At 29.6% G+C, this 456-nt stretch carries 2 protein-coding genes; one reads left to right on the top strand and one right to left on the bottom strand.

Going from position 1 to position 456, the window contains the following annotated elements:
* Positions 1-10: 10 nt before the first annotated feature.
* On the top strand, positions 11-154 hold the full coding sequence (locus CRV02_RS15165) for a TetR/AcrR family transcriptional regulator C-terminal domain-containing protein (protein WP_375137089.1): 144 nt from the start codon (positions 11-13) through the stop codon (positions 152-154).
* On the opposite strand, the gene CRV02_RS14445 is transcribed toward CRV02_RS15165, so the two are convergent.
* Complete coding sequence (locus CRV02_RS14445; protein WP_258239332.1) at positions 151-453, bottom strand: helix-turn-helix domain-containing protein; 303 nt, start codon at positions 451-453, stop codon at positions 151-153. The two genes, CRV02_RS15165 and CRV02_RS14445, sit on opposite strands and share 4 nt — an antisense overlap.
* Between the last annotated feature and the right edge of the window lie 3 nt (positions 454-456).

Here is a 456-nt window from a genome sequence, read left to right as displayed (position 1 = left end):
TTCATTATTTGTGGCTAAACAATTTATTGGAGTGATTAAATCTTTTGCTTTTATTACTCAACTTTATGGAGCAGAAATTATCACCGAAGAGGAAGAATTAAAAGTAATAACTAAAGCCATTGAAATGATAAAAACAATGTATATGGCTAACTAGCAGTTTGTAGCTTTTTCTATAGTGATTTTATTTTCAATTGCATAATCTTTACCCCAATCATGTAATTCTTGTAAAATGGGAATAAGTTTTTCACCATGTTTAGTTAATTTGTATTCAACTTTAGGAGGAATAACTGTGTATGCAATTCTTTGTACAATACCAACTTCTTCAAGTTCTCTTAGTTGTTGAGTTAACATCTTTTGGCTAATTCCTGGAATAAGTTTTTTTAACTCACCATTTCTTTTTACACCTTTTTTAAGTGACCAAAGAACCATTGCTTTCCATTTCCCACCAATCATATC

Origin of the sequence: Arcobacter sp. CECT 8989, assembly GCF_004116715.1 — a bacterium.
Lineage (GTDB): Bacteria > Campylobacterota > Campylobacteria > Campylobacterales > Arcobacteraceae > Halarcobacter.
The sequence above is the reverse complement of the archived record's forward strand: the minus strand, read 5'-3'. Positions and strand labels throughout refer to the sequence as shown.